At 68.0% G+C, this 23,818-nt stretch carries 20 protein-coding genes and 1 tRNA gene; 8 read left to right on the top strand and 13 right to left on the bottom strand.

Features of this window, described 5'->3' with window-relative positions; all coding sequences use genetic code 11:
* Nucleotides 1–28 precede the first annotated feature (28 nt).
* Complete coding sequence (locus Q0Z83_RS54685) at nt 29–427, bottom strand: helix-turn-helix domain-containing protein (protein WP_317797387.1); 399 nt, start codon at nt 425–427, stop codon at nt 29–31.
* A gap of 853 nt (nt 428–1,280) precedes the next feature.
* On the opposite strand from Q0Z83_RS54685, the gene Q0Z83_RS54680 reads away from it, so the two are divergent.
* Nucleotides 1,281–2,135 (top strand): helix-turn-helix transcriptional regulator, encoded by an 855-nt coding sequence (locus tag Q0Z83_RS54680; protein ID WP_317791462.1) that lies wholly within the window; start codon nt 1,281–1,283, stop codon nt 2,133–2,135.
* Nucleotides 2,136–2,385: 250 nt separating this feature from the next.
* Here the strand turns inward: Q0Z83_RS54680 and Q0Z83_RS54675 are convergent, their stop codons facing one another.
* The 4 genes from Q0Z83_RS54675 to Q0Z83_RS54660 form a co-directional block, all read right to left on the bottom strand.
* Nucleotides 2,386–4,857: a phage/plasmid primase, P4 family gene (locus Q0Z83_RS54675; RefSeq protein WP_317791461.1), complete on the bottom strand. Its 2,472-nt coding sequence runs from the start codon at nt 4,855–4,857 to the stop codon at nt 2,386–2,388.
* Between the two features lie 178 nt (nt 4,858–5,035).
* Complete coding sequence (locus tag Q0Z83_RS54670; protein ID WP_317791460.1) at nt 5,036–5,338, bottom strand: helix-turn-helix domain-containing protein; 303 nt, start codon at nt 5,336–5,338, stop codon at nt 5,036–5,038.
* A 722-nt stretch (nt 5,339–6,060) separates the two neighbouring features.
* On the bottom strand, nt 6,061–6,777 hold the full coding sequence (locus Q0Z83_RS54665; protein WP_317791459.1) for a hypothetical protein: 717 nt from the start codon (nt 6,775–6,777) through the stop codon (nt 6,061–6,063).
* 157 nt (nt 6,778–6,934) lie between these two features.
* Nucleotides 6,935–7,162 carry a MerR family transcriptional regulator gene (locus Q0Z83_RS54660; RefSeq protein WP_317791458.1) on the bottom strand — a complete coding sequence of 76 codons (228 nt, stop codon included), beginning with the start codon at nt 7,160–7,162 and terminating at the stop codon, nt 6,935–6,937.
* A 394-nt stretch (nt 7,163–7,556) separates the two neighbouring features.
* Between Q0Z83_RS54660 and Q0Z83_RS54655 the strand changes: the two genes are divergently transcribed.
* Nucleotides 7,557–8,546, top strand: coding sequence for a hypothetical protein (locus Q0Z83_RS54655; RefSeq protein WP_317791457.1), 990 nt, complete (start codon nt 7,557–7,559; stop codon nt 8,544–8,546).
* 104 nt (nt 8,547–8,650) lie between these two features.
* Here Q0Z83_RS54655 and Q0Z83_RS54650 read toward each other — a convergent pair whose 3' ends face one another.
* From Q0Z83_RS54650 to cmk, 4 genes are all read right to left on the bottom strand, one after another.
* Entirely contained in the window at nt 8,651–9,787 is a 1,137-nt protein-coding gene (locus tag Q0Z83_RS54650; RefSeq protein ID WP_317791456.1) for a tyrosine-type recombinase/integrase, read from the bottom strand.
* A 168-nt stretch (nt 9,788–9,955) separates the two neighbouring features.
* Nucleotides 9,956–10,032, bottom strand: a tRNA-Pro gene (locus Q0Z83_RS54645).
* 51 nt (nt 10,033–10,083) lie between these two features.
* On the bottom strand, nt 10,084–11,523 hold the full coding sequence (gene der / locus Q0Z83_RS54640; protein WP_317791455.1) for a ribosome biogenesis GTPase Der: 1,440 nt from the start codon (nt 11,521–11,523) through the stop codon (nt 10,084–10,086).
* Nucleotides 11,520–12,200 (bottom strand): (d)CMP kinase, encoded by a 681-nt coding sequence (gene cmk, locus Q0Z83_RS54635; RefSeq protein WP_317791454.1) that lies wholly within the window; start codon nt 12,198–12,200, stop codon nt 11,520–11,522. Before cmk ends, der begins: the two co-directional genes overlap by 4 nt.
* Before the next feature lie 118 nt (nt 12,201–12,318).
* On the opposite strand from cmk, the gene Q0Z83_RS54630 reads away from it, so the two are divergent.
* Nucleotides 12,319–12,981 carry an enoyl-CoA hydratase-related protein gene (locus Q0Z83_RS54630; protein WP_317791453.1) on the top strand — a complete coding sequence of 221 codons (663 nt, stop codon included), beginning with the start codon at nt 12,319–12,321 and terminating at the stop codon, nt 12,979–12,981.
* A gap of 647 nt (nt 12,982–13,628) precedes the next feature.
* Here Q0Z83_RS54630 and Q0Z83_RS54625 read toward each other — a convergent pair.
* Together Q0Z83_RS54625 and Q0Z83_RS54620 are read right to left on the bottom strand one after the other, a co-directional pair.
* Nucleotides 13,629–14,531 (bottom strand): DMT family transporter, encoded by a 903-nt coding sequence (locus tag Q0Z83_RS54625; RefSeq protein ID WP_317791452.1) that lies wholly within the window; start codon nt 14,529–14,531, stop codon nt 13,629–13,631.
* A gap of 164 nt (nt 14,532–14,695) precedes the next feature.
* Entirely contained in the window at nt 14,696–15,607 is a 912-nt protein-coding gene (locus tag Q0Z83_RS54620; protein ID WP_317791451.1) for an LLM class flavin-dependent oxidoreductase, read from the bottom strand.
* Nucleotides 15,608–15,757: 150 nt separating this feature from the next.
* On the opposite strand from Q0Z83_RS54620, the gene Q0Z83_RS54615 reads away from it, so the two are divergent.
* The 5 genes from Q0Z83_RS54615 to Q0Z83_RS54595 all read left to right on the top strand — a co-directional run bounded on the left by Q0Z83_RS54615 (nt 15,758) and on the right by Q0Z83_RS54595 (nt 21,107).
* Complete coding sequence (locus tag Q0Z83_RS54615) at nt 15,758–16,696, top strand: alpha/beta hydrolase family esterase (RefSeq protein WP_317791450.1); 939 nt, start codon at nt 15,758–15,760, stop codon at nt 16,694–16,696.
* Nucleotides 16,697–16,760: 64 nt separating this feature from the next.
* Nucleotides 16,761–17,411, top strand: a complete 651-nt coding sequence (locus tag Q0Z83_RS54610) for a Crp/Fnr family transcriptional regulator (protein WP_317791449.1) — start codon at nt 16,761–16,763, stop codon at nt 17,409–17,411.
* Between the two features lie 114 nt (nt 17,412–17,525).
* Nucleotides 17,526–18,338, top strand: coding sequence for a hypothetical protein (locus tag Q0Z83_RS54605; protein ID WP_317791448.1), 813 nt, complete (start codon nt 17,526–17,528; stop codon nt 18,336–18,338).
* Nucleotides 18,338–20,389, top strand: coding sequence for a hypothetical protein (locus Q0Z83_RS54600; RefSeq protein ID WP_317791447.1), 2,052 nt, complete (start codon nt 18,338–18,340; stop codon nt 20,387–20,389). The genes Q0Z83_RS54605 and Q0Z83_RS54600 overlap by 1 nt, the downstream gene beginning before the upstream one ends.
* Entirely contained in the window at nt 20,373–21,107 is a 735-nt protein-coding gene (locus Q0Z83_RS54595; RefSeq protein WP_317791446.1) for a hypothetical protein, read from the top strand. The genes Q0Z83_RS54600 and Q0Z83_RS54595 overlap by 17 nt, the downstream gene beginning before the upstream one ends.
* A 1-nt stretch (nt 21,108) precedes the next feature.
* On the opposite strand, the gene Q0Z83_RS54590 is transcribed toward Q0Z83_RS54595, so the two are convergent.
* Together Q0Z83_RS54590 and Q0Z83_RS54585 are read right to left on the bottom strand one after the other, a co-directional pair.
* Entirely contained in the window at nt 21,109–22,641 is a 1,533-nt protein-coding gene (locus tag Q0Z83_RS54590) for a GGDEF domain-containing protein (protein WP_317791445.1), read from the bottom strand.
* A gap of 4 nt (nt 22,642–22,645) precedes the next feature.
* The gene (locus Q0Z83_RS54585) at nt 22,646–23,809 is read right to left on the bottom strand and encodes an FIST signal transduction protein (protein ID WP_317791444.1); all 1,164 of its coding nucleotides are present in this window, start codon (nt 23,807–23,809) and stop codon (nt 22,646–22,648) included.
* Nucleotides 23,810–23,818 lie beyond the last annotated feature (9 nt).

Raw genomic sequence — 23,818 nt, 5'->3', positions numbered from 1 at the left:
GGCTGCTGAAGGACCGCCGGTAAACAGCTCACCAGAGGAAGTCGGGGTCCTCTGTCAGGCCAAGATCAGCCACAGTGGTACCGAGTGCTGCGGCGAGCAGCCGCCTGTTGAACTCGTCAGGCTCTTTGTGCCCGTTCTCCCACTTGCTGATCATCGCCTTGAGGGAGATCAGCTCGGCTGTACCTCCGTGATCCACGGCGATGTCTCGCATCCGTTGCGCGAGAACCAACTGCGTCCAGCCCTGCCGCATGCGCAGCCGCCGCAGGCGGCGTCCGAAGCTGAGCCCGGAGAGCGCGTTGTTCTCCTCGCTTCCGGACGCCTGCATCGCTGATTCGTCTCCCCCCGCTGGCGTGACCCGTGTCGAGTCGTCGGCAGACTCTGTGTACCTTTCCGGATGGGCCGATTCGGCAGAATCGGCCATGAGCATGGTCACCACGGCATCCCCCATGGTCGTTAGTGGTCAATCAACCGCATTGCCGCGACCGTGCGTACGCAACCTCCTTTCCGTAGTGCCCCCAGTTATCGAACCGCTTGTCCCCAGGTTGAAGAGCGCTCTCCACGCCAGGTTGGAACAATCCCGGCCGCTGAACCCCCTGGTAGCTCAGAACCCTGATGTTTCGCCTCGCCGCGCCCACAAGATCGCGAGGCTCGCGGCTGGCGGGACGCCGGTCCAGGTAGAGCCACGCGCCAGGTCGTCACCGACGAGGGTGTGACAGCTGGCGTGACAGCGACGGTGATCTTCCGTCCTCTGTGCGCCGAGGACCACGGTAGGTGCCGAGAACCTCACTCGCAGCTGTAGCAGAGATCACATTCGCCGATTACGTCGAGCCATCGATTGCTGACCATGACACTGAGTCACTAATCCGGAACGCCCCCTCGCGGCGCACCCACACCCGTCAATGCGCCGCCGAACATGGCCTGGCTGTGTCGGCATCCTGGTCTGCCCCATCCCTCGCCTCCCGGAGCGAGCAGTGGGACAAGCCGAGTACAACCCGTCGCTGACCAGCACGAACAGCAGCAGCGCATCCCCCGCGTCAAGATCAAGCCAATATCCTGCACGCTACGGAGCGCCGAAGCCAGCCATTGAGAATTCCGCAACTGACAGTTGATGAATTGTCAATCACACTGCGTGCACCGTTGCGGATCCGCAATACACAGCGAACACACAGGCAAGCCGTCCCCAGATAGTTCCGCAACACAATTGACCACCCCCGTCATGATCGACACTGCTAAGTTAACGCGCCTAACAAGAGCCACCTTCACCTTTGAGCCGACGCAGCATGTACCGCGAGGTCAAGATGACACCAGGTCCACGGGGGACCGGCGGGCCCACTCCCAGCGCGAACGAGGAACTGGCTGCGCTGGTTCGCTCCTGCCGGCTACGACTCAACATCGACGACATCCCAGGCCTCAGCGCCCACTCAGCTCGCCGGCCACGGCGCCGGACCGTAAGCCAAGAACTCGTCGCCACCCTGGTCGGCTACAGCACCGCCTGGTACAGCAGCCTGGAACGCGGCGAACCGAAGAACTACTCCGGCGACTTCCTGGACCGCGTCGCCTACACCTTGCGGATGACACCCGACGAACGGCGACTGCTGTTCTGGTTCTCCACCGGCCACGAACCCACCTCGCCCCGGCTGCCCTCCGCCGTCAGCTCCACCCCCACGTTCAAGCACGTCCTCGCGGCTCAACCCTGGCCCGCCTACATCACCGATCCAGCGTGGGATGTCATCGCCTACAACGACATCGCTCGTCAGTGGTTCCCCTGGGTCGACGGCCATGAGACCAACGTGATGCGGTGGGTTTTCACCTATCCAGAAGCCCGCACCCAGCTGCACCAGTGGCGAACGGATTGGGCACCGAAAATGCTCGGCCAAATGCGCGCTGCCCGCGCCCGTTTCCCGGACAACAAACGACTCGAACAAGTCCTCACTGAAATCCTCGACACCAATCACGAAGCACGAAAAATCTGGGATCAGCCGCTGACATACCTCCATCCTGACGGCGACCAGCGCTGCCTCTATCTGCCGCACCATCGCAAGGTGACCCGGGTCGACATCGTCGGGCTCGAACCGATGCGCGCCCCCGGCACCCGCTTTATGCTGCTCATCCCCGCCGACGACCACCCCACCTAACCGTCACAGGGCACCCACCATCGACGCCGCTCTTGGTCGTCCCCGCCAGGTCACCGGCGAGGGGCGATCTGGAACCCAGGCGCAACAGCCCACCCCGTCCTACCGCCGACACCCATGGGTGACAGGTGACAGATGAGGCGCCAGAAGCCGGTTCTTCGACTCCGTGCGCGCGTCACACGCTCGCGCGCCCGCGCGCGTAAGGCCGTCAACCGGGAAATGCCGGCACACCTGTCACCTGTCACCCCGCCGCTCACGACGCACGCCCCAGCAGAGCCTGCTGCCCGTCCTCGAAATCCAGCAGCGCGATCCCCTCGTAGAAGCGGCGCCCCTTGCCACCCCGCGCATCCACCACCCCGAATCGGCGCAGCTCCTGCGTCAGCCGTTTCGCCGAGACCGCTCGCTCACCGGCCTGCTCACACCACTGCTCGTAGGCGTCACGCAGCACTGTCGTTGGCACCCGCAGCGTCTCTGCGGCCTCCCCGTGGCGGCACATCTCCTCCACGAAACGCCCGACCGTGTCCTGGTCACGCGCGTAGGCTGCGGTTGCCGCGGATACCGACGCCGGTTCCTGCAACCCATCCGAGTGATAGGCAGCCGCTCCCGCCACGATCCAAGCCAGCACCGCCGGTGCGTCCTGCGCCAGGATTTCGCCCAACTTCTTGATCTGTCGCTCAGGCGGCACAATATTGACGAACGGAAGTACCCGGATCCGCCGCCAGAACGCCGGCCCACCAGCCCGCGCCGCAGGCAGATGGTTAGCCAGCAACCACAGCGTGTGGCTCGGCAAGAACGTGAAAAAGTCCCGGCGCATGAACCGCGCGTTGATCGAGTCCCGGCCGGTCAACTGCTTGACACGAGCCTCCGCGAACCGCTGACCTTCATCAAGCTCCGTACACACCACCAGCCGGGTACCCGCGAGCTGCGCCAACTCCGCCGGATGCTCAGCGTGCTTGCGCACCATCAGCATCTCCGCCGAAGCGGCAGACGCATACCCGCCTTCGCCCCGGCCCAGCGCGTGCATTCCCGCCTCCAGCAGGGTGCTCTTGCCATTCGCTCCCGGGCCCACCGCGAACGGCAGCAACTGCTCCAGCACCACACCGATCGCGGAGACACCCACCAGCCGCTGCACATAGCCGGCCAACGCCGTGTCCTCGGCGAAGGTGTCCTCGAGGAACCGATCGAACGCGTCCGAACGCCGATCAAAGTCCGGGGCTGCGACCGTGCTCCTGGTGTGCAGCAGCGCCGGATCAGAGGGGGTGAGCGCAGCGGTGCGCAGATCCACCACCCCGCCTGGCGTGTTCAATTCGTACGGGCGCGCGTCCAGCCGATCGATCCCGACGGTGATCCCCGGGTCCGACCGTGCCAGCCGGATCACACCCGACACCCCGCCCGCCGACAGCGCCTGTGCCCGGAACCGGCGCCACGGCCCTACTGACGGCAGCTCTCGGGCCAGCGCTCGCACCAGCTCCCGATGCCACTCCTCGTCATCCCACGCCCAGCGATGCCCTACCCAGCGCAGCCACATCCCGCGCTGCGGGCAATACCGCAACTCGTGCCCATGATGAGCCACCAGAGCCCGGGCAAGGCCATCCTCTGTCGGCCCCCAGGCCGCCACATGCGGTACCGCCTCCGCAACAACCTGCACGGCCCGTCCAACAGTGCCAGCGTTCGGGGCCGCACCGCCTTTGCTCGTCGCGGGCTCTGCTAGTTCCACTGTTCGGGCGCCACCGAAGCCGCCCGCCCGCAGCGCTCGCGCCGCAGCGCTGTGGTCACCGCCGTGGTGCAGCACCGCGTAGGCCCGGAACTTGGTAATCGGACGCTCAACGTCGAAGACCGTACTGCTGGAGAAGACCCACAATCTGTCGCGATCATCCGCGCGCCCGGTCGTCGCCGAGATCCCGGCGGCCTTTCCCGGACGCCGCCAGTACCGCGTACGACCGAGCTGCGATACCAACACCCACCCCGCCGGCTCCAAGATGGCTGTCCAGTCAGTACGGCTCTCGAAGTCATCACCCGGCGCCAACCCGGAAGCGTCCAACGGTTTCGGCCTGGGCGACGGGACCGGCGCGGGAGGCGGCATCGCATCCAGCGACCGCACCACCGCCAGTAGCGCATCACGCTCGGCCGTCGTCAAAGTAGGAATACGGCCAGGCGCCGAGTCACCGATGGCGACCCATGGCCGCCGGCTCTCATGGACCGTCCCGTGCGATGGTGCAACGATCGTGTAGCCACCCTCGCCGCGGGTCTCGGCCAAGGTTTTGATCTTGTCGGCCGGATCGACTGCGAGTTCTCCCTCGGTGGCGGCTCGGCGGGTCAGCTTGAGGTTCCGACCGACCGGTCCACCGTCGACGCGGTAGAGCAGATGCACTCCGCCTGATGGCGTTCGTTCCGTGTAGCCGTCGACGGCGATCCGCTGCCAGAGCTCGCTGAGCCCGGCTGCTTCCACCAGCATGACAAGCTGGCGTGCCAATCCTTCGGTGACAGCCCGGCCTTCTAGTTCCAGCATCTCCAGGTTGCCGGAGGCGGCACCGCACAGCACGGCCATGCCCGGCGGACTGCCGGCGAACCAGGCTTGGACCTCCTCGCGGCTCGCGCGTTCGTTCTGGTAGCGGCGCCAGGGCACGAGGGGTGCCTTGCTGCCGTCGGCTCTGATCGGGATGACTGCGCAGCCGGCATCGTGCCAGGCAAGCGCAGCGGCTTGTGTATCTGGTTGTTGATTCACCCGTTCCCCATCGAGTGCTCCCGGTGAGGTATCCATCCGGGATGAGCTGATCGGGTACGATGAGGGAGTCGCCGACGAGGCAGCCGCTATCGAGCCGCCGGATCGTGGCAGCGATCAGCTGCGAAGGACCGGCGACCCCCACATCACCCCTTGTGGCGTTCAACCGCGCAAGGTGTCATCACCGCGGTCGGCCGCGATCCCTCTGGACCCTGGCCGCGATGCGATTGACGGACTTGTCGCGTGCCTTCTGCTCGGCAGGAATCACCGTGTGCTTGCTCAGGAGTTTGTCGACCTGGGCGCGTGTGAACTTGCGCTTGCGTGCCATGTGCACGTGCTCGACGCGGCCGGTCCGGCACTGCTCCAGCAGCCATCGCTTCGAGACCCGGAGCCGCTGGGCCACTTCCGTGACCGTGTACTCCCATTGCTCGTCGTCTGCGGCAGTCGGGTTCGCTGCCGGCTTTGCCTGCCCCTTCTCCGTCACGAGGTCCTCCGATCACTTCGAGTGGCCTACGCACCAGAACCTGATCGGTGGGACTCGGGCATGCTGGCTCACGGTTAGGCGTCAAGTCGTGGCCCGCCGCCGAGGAGAGGCCGTTCACAGACCTCGTGAGGCACCGGCAGGAACTCTGGTACTTAAAGCAGCGTGATCGACTGCTGGGACAGGGGATAGTTGTCCGCGGTGGTCCCCGGTTGTCCCACCGTCCGACCAGGGCGCGATTGGGTCACTCAACCGAGTGCCGCCCGCCCGGCCCTGCTGTGATACGCGTCACTACATTCCGCCCTTTGGGCGACAATGGCCGACGTGGGAACACGTGCGAACATCCCAGATTTTGGCGAGTTTCCGCAGCTCAGAGCGATTTCGGCGCGATCTAGGGGCGGTTTTCCTCGAACGGGTGTCACACCTTCAGGGGCTTGCAGATGTTCACATCTGTGCACAAAAAAATCCGCACCGTCCTCTTAGGATAGAGGAACGGTGCGTTTTCCCTGCTCAGAAAGGGTGGAGCTGAGGGGACTCGAACCCCTGACCCCCACACTGCCAGTGTGTCACGCGGCGCGCCGTTACCCGGTGGCCGAAGGCCTCTCCTAATTGTAACCGACCCAGCCGGGCTCAAGCAGCCCCCGATCAGGTGCGTGACGTCGCACCGCGCACCGACTTCAGCTTGAGCCCGGATGAATCTGGCCGACCCTACCGGTCAACGACGTTCAGCTCCCGTGAGGTTCGGGCACGGCGACGTCGATCGTGAAGGGGTGGACGCTGGCGTCAGACCCGTCGAATTCCTCAAACCACGATCCGATGCGCATGTCCGCCAGGCCGAGTTGGGTCGAGATGTCATCGTCTTCCTCGAACCCGTCAGCGTTCCCTTGATAGAGCAGCTCGTGGTCGACGTCGTCGAATGCAGCGTCCTGGAATCCGCTGTAGAAGTCCCTGACCTGTTCCTTCGTGACGAATCCGTGGTCGATCAGAAGGTACTTCGCACGTTCGGTCACCACGTGCAGGGCAAGCGCTTCGGCGACGGAGGCCGGCGATGACCACTGCTCGGCGGAAAGACGGCCGGTGATGGCGACCGTCGCGACGAGGAACTTGCGTGCGAAGCGGCCGTCGTAGTGGTGGGCGAACCGTGGAGGCAGGTCCTCCAGGACCAAGAAGCCATCGTTGTCCGCGACTGTGCCGCCGTTCTCCGCCAGCGTTCTGAGGTCCTCGAACAACTCGTCGATGACATAAGTCGACGCGAGCACCAACGCCCCCGCGGCCAGGCCAGCGGCCTCCCCCTTCTCCTCCTCGACAACGAAGACGTCCGGTTCAAAAGCACGGAGCAAGACCGCATGGCGAAGCACTTCGACGCGCCAGTCGACCTCCGAGTCGCCGACGTCAGGCTGCCGTCGCTCGCCGGACCGGCCAGTCGGTTCTTGTTCGCCCATAGCCGGATCATAAGAGCCGCTCATCTCTCAAACCTCTCTCTTAAGTCGTTCGAGGGACAGGGCCACGCCTCGCCTGTCCTCCAAAAAGGTCGAATAGGCTGCAAGAAAGGTCGCATCCCGTACATGCACTACGTGACTCGACAGCCGTGGAAGACCGTCACACAGCCGGATCAGCCCCGCTATCAGCACCGATGGCTTTGAGAAGGTTCTCCACTGCGACCACGTAGCGATGGCCGACCCTCAGCACAGGCACGGGAAAAGACGCCGACCTCGCCAGCCGATAGGCCGTCGTACGTCCGATGCCCAGCACCGACGCAGCCGTCTCGACATCGGTCACGGTGCCGAGCGTGCGGACCTCCGCCACCGTCCATTTTCGTTTCGCCATCCGGCTCCCCCTCACCAGTGATCGCGAGTATGCAGATCGCAACGGTTCACGAACCCGCCGTCACGCCGCGAATCTGCTGGATCAAGGGCAACACAGGAAGAGACCAACTGATAGTTGTCTCCGGTTGTCCCTGGTTGTCGCGCTGCACCGTTGACCCACGCCATGACGTCCGTCGCGGCAAGGCCGGCTCGGCGGGTTCGACATCAACGTCGATGGCAGTCCGGGGCACATCGATGTACGGTGGCCGCTGGTACGGAGCTCGGAATCGGACCTGAGCCACCACCACTTCTCACCGGGTACGGAGCGTCGGATCGCGCCCTCGCCACCACTCGCCACCGTCCTCACTCACCTTCGGCATGCCCGTGCGCGGGCACGCCGTACGGAAGGCAACCCGATGGCCATCTACTCGCAACACCCGTCCCGCGGCAGAGTCCAAATCCTGGCCACCCACCACACCGCCAGCGGCCTCGCCTCCTCGACCGTCACCAGCGTCAACGACACCGCAACCGCGACACCGATCGTCGACGCCCTCAACCGCGTCTCCGCCTGCGCGACCATCCCGATGCACACCCACGACGACCGCGACGGCAACTTCCGCCGCTACCCAGCCGACCACCTCGACGCGCTCGCCGACCCCGAAACGCGAAACGCGCTCCTTCGAGGCACCCACAGCTTCTGGTACGAGTACGTCAAAGTCCTTCTCAACCACGCACTGGCCGACCTTGACGACGCCACCGCCGACCTACCCGCCCCGATTCGCACCGCCATCACCACAGAGCTGCACACCGAAGTCGTATACCTGCGCGCCAAGCCGTCGAAGCACAGCGTCGCCGGCGCCGACAACCAGAGGATCTGGGACCACAGCCATCCCGCGGTGCTAATCGGCGGCGGCATGGAAGAACTGACCGACAACTACCGAGAGCGGCTCGACGAGGCCGAACAACGCTTCCCCAGGATGCTTCTGCACCGCGGGATCGAAGACCTCCGACTGCTGGCCGCGGCCCACCACCTACACGACAGCCTGTTCTGCCGGTTCGAGCCGGAATACCTCTCGATCAGCGAAGACCCCGACAACAGCGAGCGATACTTCGTCGAAGTCGCCGCACCGCACCCCGACAAGCGGAGCAGCAGCGGATGGACCATCGAGCTGCAGCGGTGGATCCCCGACAACGACGACTACGACGAGAACGGCGGCACAGCTACCAACGAACACATCCTGGACTGCCACCTGACCAAGCCTCCGACACCCGAGCAGATCGTCGACTTCCTGAAGCTGTGTACGAACCAACCCGACATACTCACCACCTGGGCCAAGACACCCACCGGTGAACTCCTGGCCGGCACCCGCTTCGTGGTAGCCGAACGCCACGACGAAGTCAGCTGAGACCTGCACGAGGCTGGGGCGGGCCGATCAGCCCACCCCAGCCCCACAAGCACTCGGATCCACGACAACTCCAGGACGCTCCAGAACACCCAGCACCCGAGCGGTCAGGCCGCCTCGTCCCACTCCCCCAACGCCGAGTCCATCAACTCCGCAGCCCGACGCTCGCTCTCCGGCAACACATGCGTGTACACCTCACGCGTCGTCCGCGCATCCGCATGACCCAGCCGCTTCTGCATCACATGCTCCGGCACACCCGCATCCGCGCCCGCCGTCGCCGACGTATGCCGCGCATCGTGCAACACGATCTCCGGCACCCCGGCCTCAACACAGGCCTTCTCCCACATGTCCGTGAAGTACCGCGGGTAATACGGCTCCCCATCCTCACGAGGGAACACGTAGTCGTAGTCGTGGTACAGAAGACCGGCCTCCGCCTTCTCCTGCGCCTGCCGCGCCTTATGAGCACGCAGCACCTTCACCATCGCCGGCCCGATCGCGACCGCCCGCCGGCTCTTGCCCTTCGGCGACTTCTCGATCACCTTCTTGCCACTGATCGTGCGCTGATTGTGGACGTACACGATCCCCAACTCCAGATCAACCTTCGCCCACTTCAAGCCGGCCAGCTCACCACGCCGCAACCCGGCGACAATCGCGAGTCCCCACGCCGCATACAACCGGGCGTCCTTATGGAACCGCAGAAACGTCTTCGACTGCATCGGCGACCACACACCCTTACGCCCATGGTCCTCCCGGTCGACCGGACGAGGCTGACGCACGTTCTCCAGGTTGATCCCCAGATCCTTGAACGCCTTCTGCAACACCCGGTGCGTGGTACGCACCGTCGTCGCCGACAACGGATTCTTTTTCGCGCCGCCCTCTTTCAGCAGCGTCTTGTACATGTCTTGGATGACGCGCTTGTCGATGTTGTAAAGCTGGCGCCCGCCGATGTGCGGGATGACGTACATCCGGATGATGTTGCGGTAGTTGTCCAGCGTGGTCTCTTCGACATCGAGCTCCCGCTCCGACAACCAGCCAGCCAGCTCGGCTGCGACACTGCCGTCCGCGCCGATCGCCGCCTCCCCGTACGCCTTACGCGCCTCGGTTTCGGCTTTCTCAGCGGCACCCATAGAGGGGAATCCGCGGCGCTTGTGCTGGCGTCGTTTTCCGTCTTCGCCGACCGGGAGGTCGATGACGAAGTACCAGTTGGTCTTGCCGTTGGAGAGTTCGTACGAGCCGACAGTCATCAGGTCTCCCCGTGGTCACACGTTCGAGCAGGTGAGATCCACGGTAGCCACCTCTGTGACCACGCCTGTGACCACAAGATCCACTAGAGCGATCTTGGTCGAGCGGTGTTGGTGCATGAAAAAAGCCGCTGACCAGGACTTTCGTCCTTGCCAACGGCCTTCAAAAGCTGGTCGGGCTGACAGGATTTGAACCTGCGACCCCTTGACCCCCAGTCAAGTGCGCTACCAAGCTGCGCTACAGCCCGATCCCGCCCGGAGCCTCAGCCCCGCGCGACATCTCCTACAGACTACCAACCTCACCCGTGGGCTTTTCCGCGACCCCCCGGCCCCGTCTTCTTCCGAGGCTTCACCGAAACCTCGATCGGGGTGCCTTCGAAGCCGAACTCCTCCCGCAGCTTGCGCTCGATGAAGCGCAGGTAACCGGCGTCGAACGGCCCCGTCGTGAACAGCACGAACCGCGGCGGGGCAACCCCGGCCTGGGTCGCGAAGAGCACCCGCGGAGCCCGCCCACCGCGCACCGGGTGGGGTGTGGCCTGGGTCAGTGCGGTCAGCCACTGGTTGAGCGCACCGGTCGGAACACGGGTCTCCCACGAGGCCAGCGCACGCCGGATCGCGGGAGCCAGCTTGTCGACGGCGCGGCCGGTCTTGGCCGAGATGTTGACCCGGACCGCCCAGGTCACCCGCTTGAGGTCGCGGTCGATTTCCTTGTCCAGGTAGAACCGGCGGTCGGCGTCGACCAGGTCCCACTTGTTGAAGGCGATCACCAGGGCCCGGCCGGCCTCGATGACCTGGGTGATCACGCGCTGATCCTGCTCGCTGATCACCTCGCCGGAGTCCAGCAGGACGACCGCCACCTCGGCCGCCTCGACCGCTCCGGCGGTGCGCAGGGACGCGTAGTACTCGGTGCCGGACGCCTGGTGGACACGCTTGCGCAGGCCGGCGGTGTCGACGAACTGCCAGACCTCGCCGTCCATCTCGACCAGGCTGTCGACCGGGTCGACGGTGGTGCCGGCGACCGAGTCGACGACGGCGCGCTCCTCCTTGGCCACCCGGTTCAGGAGGCTGGACTTGCCGACGTTCGGCCGGCCGACCAGCGCCACCCGGCGCGGGCCGCGTGGGCCGCCCTCGACCACCGGCGGGGTCGGCGGAAGTGCGTTCAGGATGTCGTCGAGCAGGTCACCGGAACCGCGGCCGTGCAGGGCGGAGATCGGGTGCGGCTCACCGAGACCCAACGACCACAGGTGTACGGCCTCAAGCTCGAGATTCTGGTTGTCCGCCTTGTTGGCGACCAGGATCACCGGCTTGTGGCTACGCCGGAGCATCTTGACGGCGGCCTCGTCGACATCGGTGGCGCCGACCGAGACGTCGACGACGAAGATCACCACGTCGGCGGTCTGCACGGCGATCTCGGCCTGCGCGGCGATGGCGGCGGCGCGGTCCTTGGCGTCAGGTTCCCAGCCGCCGGTGTCGACGACGGTGAAGCGGCGGCCGCTCCACTGGGCGTCGTAGGGGACACGGTCGCGGGTCACGCCCGGCTTGTCCTCGACGACTGCCTGGCGGCGGCCGATGATGCGGTTGACCAGCGTCGACTTGCCGACGTTGGGCCGTCCTACGACGGCTACTACCGGGACGGGACCGGCGAATTCCTCGGAGGACGAGTCGGAGGAGTCGGGACCGGAGAAGTCGAACCCGCCCTCGAAGTCGTTGAGATCGAGGCCGGCGGGAAGTTCAGTCACTTACTTACCTTGCTGTTCAGCAGATGCAGGAGGTGGGCGACGACGTCGTCGATGCCCATGCCGGTGGTGTCGACCTCGACGGCGTCGGACGCCTGCTTGAGGGGGTCGACGGCACGGCTGGAGTCGAGCTTGTCGCGACGGGCCAGGTCGGCCTCGGTGGCGGCGACGTCGGTGGCGTCCTCGGCGCTGCGCCGGGCGGCGCGGGCGGCGGCGGACGCGGTGAGGTAGACCTTGAGATCGGCGTCGGGGGCGACCACGGAGGCGATGTCGCGGCCCTCGACGATGATGCGCGGTTGGCCGGCGATGATGGCCTGCTGGAGGGCGACCAGATGCTTGCGGACGGCCGGGACCGCGGCGACCGCGGAGACGGCGCCGGTGACCTCGGGACCGCGGATCGCGACGTCGACGTTGGTGCCGTTGGCGGCGAAGTGCGGCGCGGACGGATCGGTGCCGATCGAAAGCTCGGTCTCCAGCGCGATCTTGGCGATCGCGTCCGGGTCGGCCAGGTCGGCGCCGCCCTGGAGCACGGCCCAGGTGACCGCCCGGTACATCGCCCCGGTGTCGAGGTAGACGCCGTCGACCGCGGTGGCCAGGCGTCGGGACACGGTGGATTTGCCGGAACCGGAGGGGCCGTCGACGGCCACCACGCACTTCTCCGGCCGTTCCTGAAGTGCCACCGTGCCTCCTGAGGGTTGCCACCGCCGAACCAACCCTCCCATTGTGCCGAAGGGCATGGCCATCGACGAACCGGGGCCGGTCCGCTATGTTACTCATCAGTAACTAAGGAGGCCTGCCATGCCGACCCTGGACCGCAACGAGGACGTCTATGTCCTCGACCTCGGCGACACCGAGAACCGCCTGCACCCCGACCTGATCGCCGCCGTCAACGGCCTGCTCGACGAGGTCGAGAAGGCACCGTCCCCGGCCGCGCTCGTGACCACCGCCACCGGCAAGCACTACAGCCTGGGGCTCGACCTCGACTGGCTCGTCGGGCACGCCGATCAGCAGGGGACGTACATCGCCTCCGTACAGGAACTGCTCGCCCGCCTGTTGACGCTGCCCATGGTGACCGTCGCCGCCATGCCGGGCCACGTGTTCGCCGGAGGCGCCATGGTGTCGCTCGCCCACGACCTGCGGATCATGCGCGCCGACCGCGGCTTCTGGTGCCTGCCGGAAGCGGACATCAACCTGCCCTTCACCCCCGGCATGAGCGCGCTGATCCAGGCCCGGCTCACACCGCAGACCGCACATGAGGCGATGGTCACCGCCCGCCGTTACGGCGGCCTGGAAGCCGCCGAACGCCACATCATCGACCAGGCCGTCCCGGCCGAATCGGTCCTCTCCACCGCGATCTCCCTCGCTCAATCCCAGGCCGGCAAAGCCGGCCCGACGCTCGGCACGATCAAAACCCGCCTGTACCCCGACGTCCTGCAGCACCTCCGCTCAAACCAGCTTTAGCGGTACGGCCACGCGCCCCACCAAGCGCAAAAGGCATCGACCCCGCCCCCTGGTTTCACGCAAGGCCCCCGGGTTTCAGGCAAGGCCCCCGGGTTTCAGGCAAGGCCCCGGGTTTCAGGCACGGCTGGTTTCACGGCCGCTGATCTCAGGCACGCGTCCCGTCACGGCTGATGTCAGGCACGGCGCCCGGGGCTGCACCCCGAAACACGCAGCCCCCGGCCCCGATGTCGACACCCACGGACCACCCCCGAACGCGCACCGCCCCGCGGCCGACCACCGACGCCCCGGCAGCGCGGCACCGGCAGTGGAGAGAACTCCCAGCTCAGGCACTCGATGTCACCGACCAGCCGAAGAACCCGCGCATCAACCAGAACCGTCATGCCCAGATCCTGCCCGCCGGGTACGACATTTTCCGCCGCCCGAACCCAGGCCGATCCCGGAGCCGAGAAGCTGGTCGTCAGTGCTGCCCGAAGCACCGTCCGACAGCACTGAAAAAGGGCCGTACCGGACCGACCAGCCGGACCGGGCTGGGGTGGGGTGGGCTGGGGTGGGACCGCCCGTGGGAGGGACCGGCGGTGGGGTGGGGCGGACCCGCCTATGGGAGGAGGAACCGGCGGTGGGAGGCACCCGCCCGCGGGAGGCACCGGCTAGCGGGAGGTGACCGGGGCGGGGGTGGGGCGGCTGCGGGAGACGGCCACGCCGGCCAGGCACAGGGCTCCGCCCAGCAGGGTCAGCCAGCCGGGGACCTCGCCCAGGATCAGCCAGGACAGCAGGACCACTACGGCCGGGACCGCGTATGTCGTGGAGCCCATCTTGCCGGCGGTCGTGCGGGCCAGCGCGTACGCCCAGGTGGTGAACGCTATCGCGGTCGGGAAGACGCCCAGGTAGACGACGTTCAGGGTGGCCGACAGCGGGGCGGCGGCCACGTCCGAGATCAACCGGCCGGCGAACGGGAGGCAGGCGAGCGCGCCGATCACACAGCCGAACGTGGTGGCCTGCAGGGCGGTGGCGTGTTTCAGGGCGGGCTTCTGGGCGACCACTCCGGCGGCGTAGGTGACCGCCGCCACCAGACACAACACGACGCCGAGGATCGACGTGCGGCCGCCGCCGGACATCGAGAAGCCGACCACGATCGTGCCGATGAACGAGACGACGATTCCGGCGAGCAGGCGCGGCGGGAAGCCCTCGTGCAGCAACCAGCCGGCGAGCAGGGCCATGATCGCCGGGCCGACGTTGACGAGCATCGCGGCGGTGCCGGCGTCCACCAGCTGTTCGCCCCAGTTGAGGGCGACCATGTAGAGACCGAACCAGATCACCCCGGAGATGATGATTCCCGGCCAGGCGGCGCGCGGCGGGAGGCCCTGCCGGCTGATCGCCAGGAAGATCAGCAGGGTGACGGCTCCGGCGAGCAGCCGCCCCAGCGCCAGCGAACCCGGGGAGAAGTGCGGGGCCGCGGCGCGGATACCGACGAACGCGGACGCCCACAGGACGACCGTGACCGTCGCCGCGGTGATGGCGGCGCGCGATGGCCGTACCGAATCGGGGGTCATGAAGGGAAGCCAAGCGTGTCTCGCGGCCGGGCGCTAGCGAAAATCGGACCTGGCGTTGGCGGAGAGGTCCGCGAGAAGCGGACCGGACCGCGAAACAGAACAGGCACGCGAAAGCGGACCGGACCGCGAAGCGGAACGGGCGCGCGAAAGCGGGAGGGAAGGCGTCAGAGCAGGCCGAGGGCTTCGACGGCCTCGAAGGCGGGGGTCCGGACCGCGTAGCGGGTGATCCCCCAGCGCTTCTCGTGACGCTCGATACTCGCCCGGATCTCGGCCGCGGTACCGATCAGGACGTACGGGGCGGCCAGCAGATCAGAAACGGACATGCCGAACTCAGAAGCGAGCGGAGTCGCGACCGATTCCGCATCGTCGGTGATGGTCATGACCTGGACCAGCGCCTCCAGCGCCGGAGGCGGCGAGTCACGCCCCTCGACACCCTGCCGGACCTGCTCGATCTGGGCGTCGATCTGATCGGGGCGCCAGCGGACGTCGTGCTGATGGCCGTCGGCGAGGGTGCGGCCGAGCCCGGACATGCCGATGATGTCGGCGTGCGCGCCGGCCCAGCGCAGCATCCGGGCGTTCGACGTGCCGAGCAGCAGCGGGACCCGGTCCTGGACCGGCCGTGGTTTGTCGAGTCGCGCGTCCTGGACGTCGAGTTGCGGGGTGTGCACGGTGACGGTCTCGCCGTCGAGCAGGGCGCGGACCGCTGCGGCGACGGCCAGGCAGCGGTCGACGCGGGCCTGGACATCCGGGCGTTCGCGGCCGACGGCGAGCCATTCGGCGGGGGTGTGGCCGGCGCCGAGGCCGGCACGGGCGCGTCCGCCGGAGACGACGTCGAGCGTGGCGATGTCGGCGGCGAGCAGGAGCGGTTCGCGGATGCCGGCGTTCGCGACGTAGGCGCCGAGGGTGATGCGGCTGGTCACGGCGGCCGCCGCGGCGAGGGCGACGTAGGGGGCGGCGCACGATCCGGGATGGTCGGCGGCCTGCAGGGTGTCGAATCCGGCGGCTTCGGCGCGGCGGGCGAGCGCCAGCCAGGAGGCGGCATCGGCAGGCTGCGCCTGCAACGCGAACGTGGTCACCGTCCGAGCCTTCCACCGGCTCAGATCAGGTCAAAACATTTCTGCGTACGGCAGAGTTCCGGAACCCCGACAGAATGAACACAACGGCGGTCTTCGATCAGAGGCCGAGCACAGTGATGGGCGCCACATCGAGAGAGGAGACCACCGCCCATGTTCGGACGAAGAGTCGCCATTCCGGCCGCCGTCCTGATGTTGCTGACCGTCGTCGCGGGTCAGCCCGCCTCGGCGGCGCACCGCGGTGTCGTCGACCGGCCGGTCCCGACCACCGGCTGCGGCACGAAGGCCCCGGCGGCCACGACCACCCAGACGGTGGTGAGTGGCGGCATCACCCGCACCTATCTGCTGCACCTCCCGTCCGGCTACCACAGGTGGACGCCGACCCCCGTCGTGCTGGCCTTCCACGGGCGCACCCGCACCAGCGAGTACCAGCGGGAACTGACCCGGATGGACCGGCTGGACGCGATCGTCGCCTACCCGCAGGGCACGATCGGCAACGACGGTGAGCCGTCGTTCCAGGGCGCGCCATACTCGTCGGGTGTGGACGATGTGCTTTTCACCAGCGACCTGTTGAACCAACTCCAGCGCCGGCTGTGTGTCGACCCGGCCCGGATCTACGTCTCCGGCAAGTCGAACGGCGGCGGCTTCGCGGGCGTGCTGGCCTGCCGCCTGTCCGGCCGGATCGCCGCGTCGGCGCAGGTCAGTGGCGCTTTCTATCCGCAGGGCGGTGTCTGCGAGCCACGCCGGCCGGTCCCGGTCCTGGAGATCCACGGTTCGGCCGACACCACGATCCCGTACGACGGCAGCACCGCGAAGAGCCTGCCCCCGATCCCGACCTGGCTGGCCGGCTGGGCGAGCCGCAACGGGTGCGCCGCCACCCCGGTGACCTCGACGCCGATCGCCACGGTGACCCGCTACACGTGGAAGCACTGCGCCGCGGCGGTGGAGCACCTCCGGATCGACGGCCTGGGCCACGACTGGCCGAGCACCACCCCGAACCTGGACTCGGACGTACCGAGCGTGCTCGACGCGACCCCGATCATCTGGCGCTTCTTCCGCGCTCACCGGCTGAACGGACACCACGCCCGCTGACCGAGACGATCCCGGCACACACCACAGGCGTTGCTTTCGGTATTCGATCGACTACCTTGAGTGCGTGTCGGGTTTCGGGGACTTCGTGAGCAGGCGCCTCAGCGACCACCTCCCCGAACCGGCGTGGGCCGACCTGCTGTCGCTCGGCGTTCCGGTGCATTTCCTGAGCCGGCAGGTCCTCTTCCTGCAAGGCGACGCCGGTCGGCATGTCTATGCGATCCGCGAGGGAACCGTCAAAGTCATCCGTACCGAGCACGACGGCCGACAGACCATCCTGACTCTGCGTGGCGCCGGTGACGTGCTCGGCGACATGGCGGCGTTCGACCGCGGATTCCGGTCGGCCACCGTGATCGCGATGAACCGGGTGCGGGCGCAACTCGTGACGGCCGCCGACTTCCGGGCCTTCCTTAGCCGGCCACATGTCGCCGCCGGATACGCCGTCTACACCGTCGAACGACTGCGTCAGGCCGACATCCAGCGCAGCGAGATCACTCTCTTGCCGGTTCGCACCAGGCTTGCCCGCGCCCTGCTGCGCGTCGCCGACGGGACCGCGGTGCGGATGTCACAACAGGACGTCGCCCTCTACGTCGGCGCGTCACGCAACGCCGTGGTCGAGGAGCTGACCGCGCTGCGCGTCGCTGCGGTCATCCGTACTCGTCGGGGCGTGATCCAGATCTGCGACCTGCCGGCGATGCGCGAGATCGCCGCGCTCTGACGCACACCCGACAGTCACTTCCATCACTGCCGATGTGCCCACCAGCGGGCAGTTCCCCGCCGCCGGTTCTCCGCACGATGACGTCGTCCTTCCGCATCACGTCAAGGAGAACCGATGACCACGGAAACCGGCACACCGTTCGTGACTTCCGAGGACCTTCCGCCGTACCGGGCCGTCCTCGCGGTCGACGCCAAGGACTACACCAAGACCCCGGGCCGCCTGCACCAGTCGATCAGCGGGCTGATCCCCCAACTCGTCCGGGACGCGTTCGACGCCATCGGCCGAGCCGATCTCTGGGACCAGCCGTCGTTCTTCGGGTCGACCGGCGACGGCTTCGCGATCGGCCTGCCCACTCGCGTTCTGCCGTACCTCCTCCACCCGCTGTTGCCGGAACTGCAGCGGATGCTGTCCGCCCACAACCACGAGCGGCGCGCCTCCGAGCCGCAGATCCGGCTGCGGGTCAGCCTCAACGTCGGACCGGTCAAGGAGCACGAGAACCCGTACCTGGGTGGAAACGGTGTGGCTCGCAACGACACCCACCGTCTGCTGGACTCCAAACCGGTCCGGGCGATCCTCGCCGCGGCCAGCCCGCAGGTGACCTTCGTGGCCGCGATCATCTCCGACCGCGTGTACGGGGACGTCGTCGCCCAGGGTTACGCGGGGGTGCACCCGGATCACTTGATCGAGGTGCCCGCGGTCGTCGAGGGTAAGCAGTTCCAGCAACGTGCCTGGCTGTACGTCCCGCAGCCGTCCGGCAACCTGCTCAGCCTCCCGGACCTCACCCCACCGCCCTCCACCCCGTCCGGTACCGGCACCGCACCCGCCAGGCAGCCCGGACCCGGCACGGTCGTGCACGCCCCGGACAACAGCGGTCAGGTCGCCGCGACCGTGCATGGCGGCATGCACCAGGGCTCGCGGGACCGATGATGGCCGCCGACGAAGAACCGGAGCCGGTGCCGGAACCCGCCGAGGAACAGTCGACCACCGACGTCGAGGAGCTGGAGCCTCAGCCGATCGATGCCCCGGACAACAGCGGTCAGGTCGCCTCGACCGTGTACGGAGGCATGCACCAGCACTTCAACGAAAAGCTGACACGCCTGCGCAACGCCCGGTCACTCGACGCGGACGGTGTCACACGTACCCTGAACGCCCTGGTGGGAAGACGGTTCACCGCTTTCCGGCAGACCCTCGACGAGGCGGGCGCCGAGCAGGTGTTGCGCAGGCACCACCACCTCGTACTCATCGGCGAGCCGCGCAGTGGTAGGCGCACCGCGGCCATCGGGATACTGGGCCGCCTTGGACTCCCCCTCCAGGAGATTCCGGCTTGGGACCCCGCTCAGCCGACCCAGTTCACCGCCTCGGATCTGCCCGCCGGCCACCGGACCGGCTTCCTGTTCATCTATCCCGAAGGGCAGCCGGCCGCCACGGACTTCAGCGAACAGCTCAGCGATTACACCGCCGGGTTGCCCGCGCGGGAGTCGTTCTTGGTGATCGTGGTGACGGCGGCGGACTGGCAGCGGCTCGACGGAACCATGGCCGGCAACGTCCTGACTGTGCATGCTCCGGACGGCCGGGCGGTGCTCATCAAGGAACTGCAGTCGCGGGCTCCGGGCCGGAACCTGCGGGCGCTGCTGGACGACGGCCGGATCCGGGAGTTGCTCCGGCGGGCCGCACCGCAAGAGGCGATGCGACTGGCCGACCTGATCGAAGGTGTCATCGGGACTCAGGGCGGCACCCCGGACACACCCGGGTGGCTGGACCTGGTCATCGACGATGTGTGCGGCGGCTTCCAACAGTGGGAGACCGAGCTGACCAACTGGTTCCCAGCGAACCCGGAGATGATCCGACGACTGTTCCTGCTGTCCGTCGCGGTGTTGGAGAACATGCCCGCGACAAACGTCCTCGACTTCGCCGAAGCGCTGCGCGACGGCCTGGGTGGTGTCGCCCCGCAGGGGCACGACATCACCTCTCCGGGAGTCCGGGAACTCACCGACGGGATCGGCGTGGAGCCCGCCGACCCGAGCGGTCGGTTGCGGTTCCGGCGACCGGCCTACGCCGCGGCGGTGATCGACCACTTCCTGACCGACCGCGCCGCATCCTTCCATGAGGCGTTCCGGGACAGCCTCGCCACCTTCCCGGTCCGGAGACCGATCGTCGCCGAGGCCGTCGCCACCGCGGTGCTCGGCATCATGCGCCGGCACCGTGACATCTCGTACCTGATCCCGCTGACGAACCAGTGGGCGCCGCGATTCCACCTGCGGCCCGTCCTGGTGCTGCTGCTGACCGCTGCCGCGCTCAGTGCCGAGATCGGTGCCCCGGTACGGCTCCGCCTCTATCGGTGGGCGGCCGGATCTCGCAGCTACCACCTCTGCAAGGTGGTCGCCGAGGTATGTGCCGGGCCGTTCGCTGACGTCTATCCCGAGTTCGCACTGACCCGGATCCGGAATCTGGCCGAACGGGAGACCGGCCTCGGCGAGCGCGCCCTGGTTGATGCCGTCCTGAAGCTGTGGGAACGGCCGGCGATCCGGCCTGCGGTACTGGCCCGGCTGTTCGCCTGGCTCACCGAACAGGACTCCCCTGCGTTCATCGTGGGTCTCACGGCCTTCACCCGCGCCGGCACCGACGCCATCCGAATCGCGCGGGAGAACTCCCTGGAGCCGGGTGCCGCGCTGTGCAACCTGTTCCGGGAGCCGGATCGCGACGAACGACTTCGCAACACCCTGTACGGCTGGCTCGACATCGCCGCCGCCGATCCCGTCCTGGCCGACTGGCTGATCGAGGAACTGGCCGGCGCGGTCCCGGGCACGGCACCGGCCCTGACGATCACCTCCATCCATGTCTTCACCCGTGACTGGCAGGGGGACGACGGTGTGCCGTTCCGCTCCGCCTTCCGCGGTCGCCTGCTCGAACGCATCACCGCTCTCGAATGGGAGACGGTGCCGAGACGCAGAGGAGTCGACGATGGCGTCGCTGTTTGAACGCGTGTTCCCGCCGATGAGTCCGCAATCCCCGCAGCTCGTCGAAATCGTGGACGATTTCGTCCTCGACCTGCCGAGCCTCATCGAGGGCGACTACTTCCGGGCCGATTGCACAGTTCAGTGGCTGGGGCCGGCCGCCCGAAAGGAACTGGACCGGGAGAAACTGCGGCACACCGTTCTTCGGTACGCGCGGCCGGAGTCGGCGAGACACAGCGCCGCTCATCTCGACACCGCTCAGATCGCCGTCAACGCACGTCTCAGCCGAGCGGTGCCACCGTCCGATTCGGAGGCGCGGCACCTGACGGCCACCGTCCGGCTGAGCGCCGACGCGGCGGTCCAGGAGGCGGCGGCCGATTGGGAGAGACTCCGGCGTGACCTCGAGGTACGCCGACTGAATGATCATTTGGAGCTGGATCGGCTCCGGCATCTGCGCGACGACATCTTCACCAAGCCCGATGTCGCCCGTACGTACTGGCTGGACAAGCATCCGGAGGCACTGGACGCCGTCCTCGAGGAACGCTTCGATCGGGTGGCGGAGATACTGGAGTCCGGGCCGCAGCCGTCGACTCTGGCGGTCGCCAACGTCATCCGGGAGTTCCTGGCCGGCCTCGGGCCGGAACACAAGGAGGTGATGATGGGTCTGCTGCACAAGGCGCTCGCCGACTTCGGCCGGGCCGATCTCGCGCTCCGGCTGCCGCCCGAACCCGATGGTCCCTGACTCAGACAGCCTGTGGGAGTTCGAGTCGCATCTCCGGCTCGAACTCCTGGTAGGTGCCCTTTCTGGTCTTCTTCGCCCGGTACATGGCCAGGTCGGCCTCCTCGAGGAGGCGTTCGGCGGAGCGGCCTCCGCTGTAGGCGACGCCCACGCTGGCGCGGGTGGTCACGGTGCGGCCGGCGATGTCGTAGGGGCGGGCGATCGAGTCGATCACCCGCTGGGCGATGTCGCGGGCCTGGCCCCGGTGGGTGAGCGGCTCCAGCAGTACGGCGAACTCGTCGCCGCCGAGGCGGGCCGGCATGTCGGTGTCGCGGATGGCGGCCCGTAGGCGGCCCGCCACGGCGCGCAGCAGTTCGTCGCCTGCGGCGTGGCCGAGGGTGTCGTTGACCTGCTTGAACAGGTCCAGGTCGAGGTAGAGCAGGGCGGCCGCGCCCGCGGTGATGGTCTCCTCGACGCGGTGCAGGAACAGGGCCCGGTTGGGCAGGCGGGTCAGCGGGTCGTGTTGGGCCTCGTGCACGGCGGCGAGGGTGTGCGCACCGGTCAGGGCGAGGCTGGCCTGTTCGGCGAAAGCGGCCAGCACGTCCCGCCGCTCAGCCGACCGAACCCCGGAGCCGGCACCGACAGCGACAGCGACAGCGAAGCCGTCAGTGAAACCGACGCCAGCACCAGCAGCGACACCGGCACCGACACCGGGGCCAGCACCGGCACCGGCAGCGGCACCGGCGGGGACGACAACCGACGGCGAGACCGGGACGGCATCGGTGGGCATGGCGATGACCAGGGCGCCGGCCACGTCGCCGTTGATGTGCACCGGCGCGGCCTCGAGATCATCGCAGGTCACCGGGGCTCCGGCGGTCACCGCGCGGTCGGCGGCGAAGGTCAGCCCCTCGCACGACGGTCCGCTGACCGAGGCGACCGCGCCCCGCAGGACCAGCGCCACCGTCACCCCGTCGAGCAGGCCGGCCGTACCCGAGGTGATCATGTCGAGGACCTCGGCGAGGGGGCGTTGCCCGGCCGAACGCTGCACGCTGAGCAGGGTCTCCAGGAGACGTTCCCGGCGTTCCAGGGCTTCCACCAACTCCTGCCGGGCGGCCGCCTCCCGTTCCTGGGTGCGGCGCAGCTCACGTTCCGCCTCCAGGGTGCGCAGGCCGCGCAGTGCCAGCCCGAGGACCCGGGCCATGCCCTGCAGCATCTGCCGTTCCTCGGCGGCGAACGGTTCGTCGGTACGGGCGATGACCAGGCGGTCGGCGGTGGGGGCGTCCCGGTCCAGGACGTGCACGGTGACGTGCATGGTCCCGACGCCGGGGAAGGTCGTCTCGTCGCATCCGGTTTCGAGGCTGGTGAACAGCGTCGGCGACGGCGACCGGCCGAGGCCGACCGACGCGGGCACCTCGTCGTCGCAGATAACCGCGGCCACCTCGGCGTCGGTGGCCTCGGTGGCGCGTTGGACGGCGAGGCGGGTCGCGGTGGACACGCTTCCGGCGCGGGTGATCGCGCTGAAGAACTCGGTGAGTTGCAGGGTGGACCAGCCGGACATGACCTCAACCGAAGGCGAGCGCGACGACGGTCAGGTGGTGCATGCCCTTGGCCTGCGGCTTCCGGACGATCTCGCCGTTGGAGTAGAACCCGCCGTACGGGATCGGCTTGAGAGCGTCGTGCAGGCGGGACGCGGCGAGGTCGGTCGCGTCGGGGCCGAGCGCGATCGACCGTACGCAGCAGTCGAAGACCAGAAGTCCGAGGGCTTCGGAAGGAAGGTCGGTGGTGGCTTCGACGGCGGCGGCCGAGGCGGCGTCGACGATCCGGTCGGGGTCGGCCTCCATGAACCAGACCATCGCGCCCTCGGGCGTGTCGGCGAGCCCGGAGATGGACCTGGTGGCCGGGTCGGCGGCGAAGATGACCCGGATGTCCTCGCCGGTGCGGCGGGCCAGGCCGAGCGGCCGGATGGTGGCGAAGTTGAGGAAGGCGGCCGGGTCGTCGGCGAGCGCCGGGTCGGCGCCGGTGCGGCGCAGGTAGACGTCGAGGGCGGGTTCGCCGTCGAGTTCGAAGATGGTGCCCGACTCGCTGCGGGAGACGACCATCGGGTCGCCCGTCTTGCGCCAGCCGTGGGCGATGCCGATGCCGAACGGGGCCGGTGAGCCGAGGGCCGCGCCGAGCACCGCGTTCGGCAGCAGCTGCACGTCCGTACCGTCGCTGAAGAAGTGGAACGTCCCGGTCTGGGTGACGTTGTCGCCGGCGCAGCCGCCGACCAGCGGAATCAGGGCGCCGGCGACGCTGTAGGCGCCGCGGACCATCTCCTGCTGGTCGCTGCTGCGGCCGTCGCCGAGGAGCAGGACCACGCGGTTCTCGGCGTCGACGTCGTCGAGGCAGGAGGCGGCGCGGATGCCGGCTTCGTAGAGGTCGTCGACGTCGCGGGGGACGGCGCGCACGGACGCCTGGTAGCCGCCGAGGGCGTTGACGACGACTCCGGCGCCGCGGCCGTCGGCGGTGAACTCACCCGACGTCGAGCAGCCGATCATGAGGACGTCGCCGCCGGCTTCGGCGTGCACGGCCCGCGCCATCTCGATCGTGGCGTGCGTCAGCGACGCGAAGACGATCAGCAGGCCGGCGCGGCGCCCGCCAAGGGCTTCCCGGCAGGCCTCGGCGCCGGCTGTCGCGGGGTCCGCCGCCAGGCTGCGTCCCACTCCGAACCACCGATCCGCGCCCATGTCCACTCC

Origin of the sequence: Actinoplanes sichuanensis, assembly GCF_033097365.1 — a bacterium.
GTDB lineage: Bacteria > Actinomycetota > Actinomycetes > Mycobacteriales > Micromonosporaceae > Actinoplanes > Actinoplanes sichuanensis.
This window is presented reverse-complemented; position numbering and strand designations above follow the sequence as displayed.

What these genes read in the sequence shown, in the direction of transcription:
- Q0Z83_RS54685 (WP_317797387.1), bottom strand. Translation starts at nt 427, where the DNA reads ATGCTCATGGCCGATTCTGCCGAATCGGCCCATCCGGAAAGGTACACA.
- Q0Z83_RS54680 (WP_317791462.1), top strand. Translation starts at nt 1,281, where the DNA reads ATGTACCGCGAGGTCAAGATGACACCAGGTCCACGGGGGACCGGCGGG.
- Q0Z83_RS54665 (WP_317791459.1), bottom strand. Translation starts at nt 6,777, where the DNA reads ATGGGCGAACAAGAACCGACTGGCCGGTCCGGCGAGCGACGGCAGCCT.
- Q0Z83_RS54660 (WP_317791458.1), bottom strand. Translation starts at nt 7,162, where the DNA reads ATGGCGAAACGAAAATGGACGGTGGCGGAGGTCCGCACGCTCGGCACC.
- Q0Z83_RS54655 (WP_317791457.1), top strand. Translation starts at nt 7,557, where the DNA reads ATGGCCATCTACTCGCAACACCCGTCCCGCGGCAGAGTCCAAATCCTG.
- Q0Z83_RS54650 (WP_317791456.1), bottom strand. Translation starts at nt 9,787, where the DNA reads ATGACTGTCGGCTCGTACGAACTCTCCAACGGCAAGACCAACTGGTAC.
- Q0Z83_RS54630 (WP_317791453.1), top strand. Translation starts at nt 12,319, where the DNA reads ATGCCGACCCTGGACCGCAACGAGGACGTCTATGTCCTCGACCTCGGC.
- Q0Z83_RS54625 (WP_317791452.1), bottom strand. Translation starts at nt 14,531, where the DNA reads ATGACCCCCGATTCGGTACGGCCATCGCGCGCCGCCATCACCGCGGCG.
- Q0Z83_RS54615 (WP_317791450.1), top strand. Translation starts at nt 15,758, where the DNA reads ATGTTCGGACGAAGAGTCGCCATTCCGGCCGCCGTCCTGATGTTGCTG.
- Q0Z83_RS54605 (WP_317791448.1), top strand. Translation starts at nt 17,526, where the DNA reads ATGACCACGGAAACCGGCACACCGTTCGTGACTTCCGAGGACCTTCCG.
- Q0Z83_RS54600 (WP_317791447.1), top strand. Translation starts at nt 18,338, where the DNA reads ATGGCCGCCGACGAAGAACCGGAGCCGGTGCCGGAACCCGCCGAGGAA.
- Q0Z83_RS54595 (WP_317791446.1), top strand. Translation starts at nt 20,373, where the DNA reads ATGGCGTCGCTGTTTGAACGCGTGTTCCCGCCGATGAGTCCGCAATCC.
- Q0Z83_RS54590 (WP_317791445.1), bottom strand. Translation starts at nt 22,641, where the DNA reads ATGTCCGGCTGGTCCACCCTGCAACTCACCGAGTTCTTCAGCGCGATC.
- Q0Z83_RS54585 (WP_317791444.1), bottom strand. Translation starts at nt 23,809, where the DNA reads ATGGGCGCGGATCGGTGGTTCGGAGTGGGACGCAGCCTGGCGGCGGAC.